Source organism: Segatella salivae DSM 15606, from assembly GCF_000185845.1.
In the GTDB taxonomy this organism is placed as follows: domain Bacteria; phylum Bacteroidota; class Bacteroidia; order Bacteroidales; family Bacteroidaceae; genus Prevotella; species Prevotella salivae.
This window is the reverse complement of the sequence record NZ_GL629647.1, coordinates 2,729,010-2,732,073: the sequence shown is the minus strand read 5'-3', so window position 1 is coordinate 2,732,073 and position 3,064 is coordinate 2,729,010. Positions and strand designations below refer to the sequence as shown.

Annotated in this window: 2 protein-coding genes and 1 pseudogene; 2 read left to right on the top strand and 1 reads right to left on the bottom strand. The window is 44.0% G+C overall.

Annotated elements, in window-relative coordinates; genetic code table 11:
* Nucleotides 1–432: 432 nt before the first annotated feature.
* Nucleotides 433–1,935: an ATP-dependent DNA helicase gene (locus HMPREF9420_RS10705; protein ID WP_007135700.1), complete on the bottom strand. Its 1,503-nt coding sequence runs from the start codon at nt 1,933–1,935 to the stop codon at nt 433–435.
* Between the two features lie 100 nt (nt 1,936–2,035).
* Between HMPREF9420_RS10705 and HMPREF9420_RS10700 the strand changes: the two genes are divergently transcribed.
* Both HMPREF9420_RS10700 and HMPREF9420_RS14790 read left to right on the top strand, forming a co-directional pair.
* Nucleotides 2,036–2,518 (top strand): hypothetical protein, encoded by a 483-nt coding sequence (locus HMPREF9420_RS10700; protein WP_044079241.1) that lies wholly within the window; start codon nt 2,036–2,038, stop codon nt 2,516–2,518.
* Nucleotides 2,519–2,588: 70 nt separating this feature from the next.
* Nucleotides 2,589–3,064 (top strand): annotated as a pseudogene (locus HMPREF9420_RS14790) (DUF3822 family protein); the annotation flags it as partial.

Below are 3,064 nucleotides of genomic sequence, written 5' to 3'. Positions count from 1 at the left end.
ATGGTCAATAGATTGTTAATAGAAAGTTATAAACATTTCTTTATGATGACAAAGATAATAAATTTAATTTTTAGTTCCAAATTTATAATAATATTTTTTACACCAAAAATTCATCATTTTGAACTCAGTCACTATTCAGTTTAGTGATAAATTGCGTTGATTATTGTTTTTTATATGATCAAAATAGCAATTTTCCGCAATTCTACTATTGCGGAAAATCGTCATAAGCATTCATATGAACAAAAATGATTAGCGAAACATAAATTATGACATCAACGCACAATTACGCACAAAACAACAGGCAGACAATAATATTAACATGCAACAAAACGATTGACAAAATATAAAATCCAAGGAAAGTTGCATAAAAAACAGCAGCAGAAATGAAGATTAGCAGATGTAAGGGCATAAAAACACACGCCACAGCACAGGTTATTCCGCTGTTTGTGTTTTCGGCCAGTTTACAAGAAACAATTTATCAGTAGCGCGCGTGAAGGCCGTGTACAACCAGTGGATATAATCAGGTGTGAGCATGTCGTCGGTCATATATCCTTGGTCAATATAAACATGCGACCATTGGCCGCCCTGGGCCTTATGACAAGTCACGGCGTAGGCATATTTTATTTGTAGCGCGTTGAAATAGACGTCTTGTTTGAGTTTCAACAGGCGGTCATGTTTGCGGGGAATGTCAGCGTAATCTTCCATCACGGCCTCATAAAGCTGCTGTTGCTGTTCGTGGGTTAAGGCCGGGGCCTCTGTCAGCAGTGTGTCTAAGATTACAGTTTGCAGCATTTCGATGTTGTCATAATCAGGGAATTGCAACCAAACATCAGCGAATCTGAAGCCAAAAAGCGTTCGAATGTTACTCACACGCAGGGTTTTCACCCGATCTCCATTAGCAATAAACGTTAGGCCATTGTTTTTATCCTGAACATCGTCTAAATACTTATTTCGCACCACCATTAACTGGTCTCCCGTGCAAAGTTCTTCCTCTCGGTCGAGGACGGTGGCCCGAATGCCTTGATTATATACATTTGCGCGTTTGTTGCTCCGCGTGACAATCATCGTTTCATCAATCCCCACCTCACCATAACTGCTGCTGATACGCTCAACGAGTTCGTCGCCCGGCACCATTATGATGTCTGCAAAGCCATGGAAACGAATGCGAGGGAGTCCTGTTTGCAACAAGGTTTCATACGATGATTCGGCCTGCGCCAATCCACGGAAAGCCTCAGCATTGTGCTCTCCTCCCCCTGTTGAAGTGCTGGGAGTGAGACTTCTTATATAAGTGGCGTTGGCCAAAATTCCGCTATTTTGGCTCTGTCTCAAAACCTCATTCAAATCACATTCATAGACTTTTAGGCCCATCATTTCCAAAATGCTCCCATCTAAAGCGGGCGCTTCTGCCTCTCCCACCGGCGGCAGCTGTGCACTATCGCCCACCAATATCATTCGACAATTCTGCCCTTTGTAAACATATTGCACAAGGTCGGAAAGTAAGTTGCCCGAACCGAAGTCGCTCGCCATGTTGCCACCAGTGCCAATCATCGAAGCCTCGTCAATCATGAAGAGCATATTTTTGTGCATGTTTTCATTCAGACTAAACTGCCCGCCGAGCCCTGAATAACTTTTTTCACGATAAATTTTGCGATGGATAGTAAAAGCAGCATGGCCGCTATTCATCGCAAACACTTTGGCTGCACGTCCTGTCGGGGCCATTAACAACAACTTTTGGCCTAAGCGTGAAAACGTGCGCACCATTGCTCCGGCAAGCGATGTTTTTCCCGTTCCGGCCGAGCCGCGCATTATCATCACGCAGTTTTGTGCTCTATCGGCCAGGAACCGCGCAAAGATTTCGAGTGCATTCTGCTGGTCATACGTGGGCGTAAAACCAAATTCGCGCACCACTTCGTCTATAAATTCCTGTATTTTCAATGCGATAACGTAGAAAGTTTTTGTAACTTTGCAGACAACAGCAGTTCATTCACGTGTGCTGCCTATCAATAACGCTGCAAAGATAAAAACAAATCTCCAAATGAAGTTGGCAAAACATCATAATTTATGGCTCGCCCTATGCGTACTTGTGTTAGCCGTCATGTGCTATATGAGCATCAGTGCGCCCATAAAATTCAAGAAAGAACAGCAGTTTCGCGAGCAAGCTGTCATTAATAGGCTGTCGAAAATCCGCGTTGCCGAACTTTCTTATTGTCGTGATCACAAAGTGTACACCGGCGATTTCAACGTGCTCATAAAAGGCGGTTATTTGGCAGATAGTCTGCAATATATCCCTTTCAGCGATGGGAAACGTTTTGATTTGGCTGCGACTGTGCAGGTAAGCAAGAGCGGACGTCAGCTTCCTTTGGCGGAGTGTGGAGCGACTTATGACACTTATCTGAATGGGCTTGACGAGAACAGTATTGCCAACCTCATCGAGAAAGCCAACGAGCGTGGGCGCTATGCAGGAATCCGCATGGGTGATATTGCTGCTGGTGACACACAATTGTCTATTAACAAATAACAAAACTATGCCCGAAAATCCAATCATACCCCCTTCTCAACGCGTCACATTGAGGTTGAGCAGCACAACAATGTCGTTCGCCGTCATCGATGACAAGGCGGTGAATGGTTTGCGCTATGAACCTTATGTTGTAAAGAGTGGCATGTCGATGGCTGCCAATCTACGCGAAGCATTTATCGAGAGTGAACTGCTTAGCCAAGACTATCAACGTGCACAAGTGCTCATTGATACGCCTGTGATGCTCGTACCATTAGAGGAATTTGTCGCCGAAGATGCCGAAACCCTCTATCATTATACGTTTACGGGGCACAAGACTGATGAAATTCTCAACACAATCTTGCCCACACAAAACGCTGTTGCGGTTTATCCCATCAATAAAGACATAAAACTTGTGCTCACTGATCATATCAAAGACATTCGCATTATGCCATTGATGCAACCTGTGTGGAACTATCTTCATAAGCGCAGTTTCATAGGAACGCGGAACAAACTCTTTGCGTATTTCCGCGGAAAACAGATGGAAGTGTTCTCTTTTTCGAAGAATTG